Annotated in this window: 4 protein-coding genes; 2 read left to right on the forward strand and 2 right to left on the reverse strand. The window is 46.4% G+C overall.

Annotated features, from left to right (window positions below; translation table 11 throughout):
- Positions 1–228: 228 nt before the first annotated feature.
- Together argZ and QUA88_RS29265 are read left to right on the forward strand one after the other, a co-directional pair.
- Positions 229–2,343, forward strand: coding sequence for a bifunctional arginine dihydrolase/ornithine cyclodeaminase (gene argZ / locus QUA88_RS29260; protein WP_333275211.1), 2,115 nt, complete (start codon positions 229–231; stop codon positions 2,341–2,343).
- A 180-nt stretch (positions 2,344–2,523) separates the two neighbouring features.
- Positions 2,524–2,703 (forward strand): hypothetical protein, encoded by a 180-nt coding sequence (locus QUA88_RS29265; RefSeq protein ID WP_333054604.1) that lies wholly within the window; start codon positions 2,524–2,526, stop codon positions 2,701–2,703.
- 165 nt (positions 2,704–2,868) lie between these two features.
- Here QUA88_RS29265 and QUA88_RS29270 read toward each other — a convergent pair whose 3' ends face one another.
- The gene (locus tag QUA88_RS29270) at positions 2,869–3,366 is read right to left on the reverse strand and encodes a tetratricopeptide repeat protein (protein ID WP_333275214.1); all 498 of its coding nucleotides are present in this window, start codon (positions 3,364–3,366) and stop codon (positions 2,869–2,871) included.
- 105 nt (positions 3,367–3,471) lie between these two features.
- Positions 3,472–3,969: a hypothetical protein gene (locus QUA88_RS29275; protein WP_333106881.1), complete on the reverse strand. Its 498-nt coding sequence runs from the start codon at positions 3,967–3,969 to the stop codon at positions 3,472–3,474.
- Positions 3,970–4,294: the final 325 nt, after the last annotated feature.

Here is a 4,294-nt window from a genome sequence, read left to right on the forward strand (position 1 = left end):
GCCCGTCCAAAAAGGACGGGCGGGACGCCCATCCCACTTTCAAGAGTGGAAGTTATTTAATTCTCATTCCTTAGTGTAATCTCATATTAAACATGATATAATAAAGAGTTAGCCTTTTGAGGCTCCAGACGTTGCGCTGCTAAAATTAGTAGTCAATATTACAGTTGCTATTATACAAACTCTGTCAACATACGTCTGCTGTAGCGTCTACCACATTTTAACTGAATTATGACTGACTCAATTCGCTTCCTCATGTGTGCTCCCGACCACTACGATGTGGATTACGTGATTAATCCGTGGATGGAGGGAAATGTCCACAAATCATCGCGCGATCGCGCCGTCGAACAGTGGGAAAAACTTTACCACGTCCTCAAAGACAACGCCGTGGTAGACCTCGTACCGCCCGAAAAAGGCTGGCCGGATATGGTGTTCACCGCCAACGCAGGCTTACTTTTAGGCAATACCTTCGTCCTCAGCCGTTTCTATCACAAAGAACGCCAAGGCGAAGAACCCTATTTCAAAGCATGGTTTGAAAGCAAAGGTTTCACCGTGCACGAACTCCCGAAAGACTTGCCGTTTGAGGGCGCTGGCGATGCTTTACTCGATCGCGAAGGACGCTGGTTGTGGGCCGGCTACGGCTTCCGTTCCGAACTCGACTCGCACCCGTTACTAGCAAAATGGCTCAACATAGAAGTGCTTTCGCTGCGTTTAGTTGACGAACGTTTCTATCACCTAGACACCTGTTTTTGTCCTCTGACAGGCGGCTATTTGCTCTACTATCCAGCAGCATTTGACTCGTACTCCAACCGCTTAATTGAAATGCGAGTTGCGCCGGAAAAACGCATTGCTATTGAAGAAGCCGATGCCGCAAATTTTGCCTGCAATGCCGTCAATATTGACAAAGTTGTGGTAATGAACAAGGTTAGCGAAGCCTTGAAAACGCGCATTACTCAGGCCGGTTTTCAAGTAATTGAAACGCCGATGAGCGAATTCCTGAAAGCTGGCGGCGCCTGTAAGTGTTTGACGCTACGGGTAACGGAACCGTTGCAAGAAGATCGATCGGCAAATGTGATGGTAGAAAGCCGCACAATTCGCATGGAAGGTCACTTGCTGGATGCGGGTTTAATCAGCCGTGCTTTGGACTTAATTGTCGATCTCGGTGGCAGTTTCCAAGTGCTCAATTTCAATCTGGGAGAGCAGCGGCAAAGTACATCATCTGCCGACGTTAAAGTTTCGGCTCCTTCCCACGATGTGATGGAAGAAATGATGGGAATGCTGATTGACTTGGGTGCAGTGCCGCCACCACAAGAGATTTGCGACGCTATTTTAGAACCGGTAGTGCAAGATGGCGTTGGCCCGGACGACTTTTATGTTAGTACGATTTATCCCACGGAAGTGCGGGTAAATGGTCAGTGGGTGAAAGCGCAAAATCAGCGGATGGATGGTGCTGTTGCTATTACTGAAACCGCTGATGGCCCAGTGGCTAAATGCAAATTATTGCGCGACTTAAAAGTAGGAGAAAAAGTCGTTGTTGATGTGGTCGGCATCCGCACCATCCGCAAAACAGAATCGCGGGAACAGCGCAATTCTCAAGAATTCAGCTTTATGTCGGGCAGCGTTTCTAGCGAGCGCCGCGTAGAATTGGTGGTGGAACAAGTAGCGTGGGAATTGCGCCAAATTCGCGATCGCGGTGGCAAAGTTGTAGTTACGGCGGGGCCTGTTGTTATCCACACCGGCGGTGGCGAACATTTAGCACATTTGATTCGCGAAGGTTACGTACAAGCGTTGTTGGGCGGAAATGCGATCGCAGTTCACGACATGGAACAATCGAATATGGGAACCTCTTTAGGGGTTGACATGAAACGCGGTATTGCTGTGCGCGGCGGACATCGGCACCACTTGAAAATAATTAACAGTGTGCGGCGTTACGGGAGTATTGCAAAAGCTGTTGAAGCAGGCTTGGTTACTAACGGTGTGATGTATGAGTGCGTCAAGAACAATATACCCTTTTCTCTTGCCGGTTCGATCCGCGATGACGGCCCACTTCCCGACACGCAAATGGATTTAGTTAAGGCTCAAGAAGAATATACTGAGCTGTTACGCGGTGCGGATATGGTGTTAATGCTGTCGTCTATGCTGCACTCAATTGGTGTGGGAAATATGACGCCGGCTGGTGTGAAGATGGTCTGTGTGGACATTAATCCGGCGGTGGTGACGAAATTGAGCGATCGGGGTTCGATCGAGTCTATTGGAGTTGTTACCGATGTGGGATTGTTCCTAAGTTTGTTGGTGAATCAATTGGATAAATTGACCAGCCGCCATCATGTAGCTCAATCTGTGTAGATTCGGCGGTTGAAACCGCTTCTTGTCAAAACAAGTCAAAATCTGTACGCCAACCCACAAGCCCGCCGGGGGTTAAAAACCCCCGTCTCATAGCGAAAGTCCTCTAAAAGAGGACTGAAAAATACATTTTTTACAAGCATTTTAATGTTTTTTTCCAGTCGGTTTCAACCGACTTTCGCTATGAGACAGGGGTTTTCAACCCCTGGCGTACCAGGGGACAAAACCGATCGCTCACCGTGGCGTAAAGGCATAAAAACAGATCGCTCCTTGCCAAATTTGCCACAAACTATCTCACCTTTATATCGCGATCGAAAACCCGGTTTCTTGAGTGCGATCGCCCGTCCTCTCAAATCAAGGTAGAAACCGGGTTTTTGCCATGATAAATATTGCCTCTCACCCACAATACCCAAAAAAACGCTTGAGTACGATCGCCCGCTAATTTTGTGCGTGGGGCATCAATAATACTGGCTAGCGGCCACAGGTAACGTTGCTCGTTATATTTTTTTCAAAGGTTAAAATTCCCAGTCATCGCTGCTGTATCCGCTGAAGTTCTTGCTGAACATTTTTGAGGCGAGACATCATGTACTCAAAGCTTTCTCTATCTCCTTGAGCATTATAAAGGTTGGCTGCTGTTTGCCAGTCGGCAACTGTTGCTCTAATATCTTTTAAGTTAAGACGAACAGTACCCCGAATGCGGTAAGCATCAGCATAATTAGGTCGAATGCGGATGGCATTATTGCAGTCTCCAAGTGCAGCAGGATAGTCCCCGATCAGAAGTCGTGACAAACATCGGCTTTGGTGTGCTTCAGCAAAATTAGGATTGATTTTGATAGCTTGGGTGTAGGCTTCAATTGCTCCTTTATAGTCTTTGTTATTAAAAAAGTCGTCACCCCTTGTATAGAAGTCTGTGGAACTCGCTTGAGATATAATAACTATGGGAGCATGGCTAGACGCAGCATTAGGGGTTATACCTATTGTGAGTGGAATTACCACGATGGTGATAGCTTGGTATAGAAAATTCATGATTAAATTGATGGGTGTATGTAAGTATATTGATCGCATTTTTAAGCTTTTTATCCTTTCGGTTCGGGCGATTTATGAAATAAAGAGGATAGATTTTAATTCCCCTTAGTCGCTAGAGTCCCAATCCTCAATTTTAACTTCCAGTCCACCCATAAAACTTACTCCTAACGAACTTTTAACAATGGATTCGTTGATAGCAACTGATTGACCCGGCTGTAAAGTTTGATTAATGATGACCGGCTTCGTGTAGAGAATTGTATTGCCTTTACCGATCTGAAGATCCGGGATACCAATCTTAATGGGTCTACTGCTGCGGTTCGTGATTTTACCTGTTACCCTAACCAGGTATGGATTGTCGGTGGATTGTACCCTCAAACCAGTGGCAATCAAGGGGTTTTGATTTCGTTCTATTGCCTTTATAGCATCGTCTATCCGTCCTCTCTCACATAGTGGCTCAAGGGATATGTGGTTGCCCGTTTTGGGATCTGTCCAGAAACAGCCCGGATACTCTTGAGCGATCGCACCGCTGTAACCCAAAGGCAAAAACGGAATTACGACAGCAGAAAGGGAAGTCGCCACACGCAGAAGTTTAAGTCTGGCCATAACACTTGGTTCCTTGAGCTTTTCTAGTGTATTGAGTGCTCAGCCTACAGCTTTTTTCTTAGAACCGATCAGCGTCAGCGCTTTGAGAATTCTCTCGAATAGCCTTTTGCTTACAGCTACCGCTTTATGTCAAGCTCATCTTTATCACTCCTCCACATACTATAGCGATCGCCCCTAAGCTGAAAAGCGGGAAAAGACGGATCTTTCTAACCTTTGAGTTATAAGTCGGAAAAAGACGGATCGAGGCGGTTAACGGGACTTAAACAAATTTTAAGCCCAAACAAAGCCTAAACTGGCTTTATAAGCGGAGAATACGTCCCAATTT

The organism is Microcoleus sp. D3_18_C2 (assembly GCF_036702395.1).
Classification (GTDB): Bacteria; Cyanobacteriota; Cyanobacteriia; order Cyanobacteriales; family Microcoleaceae; genus Microcoleus.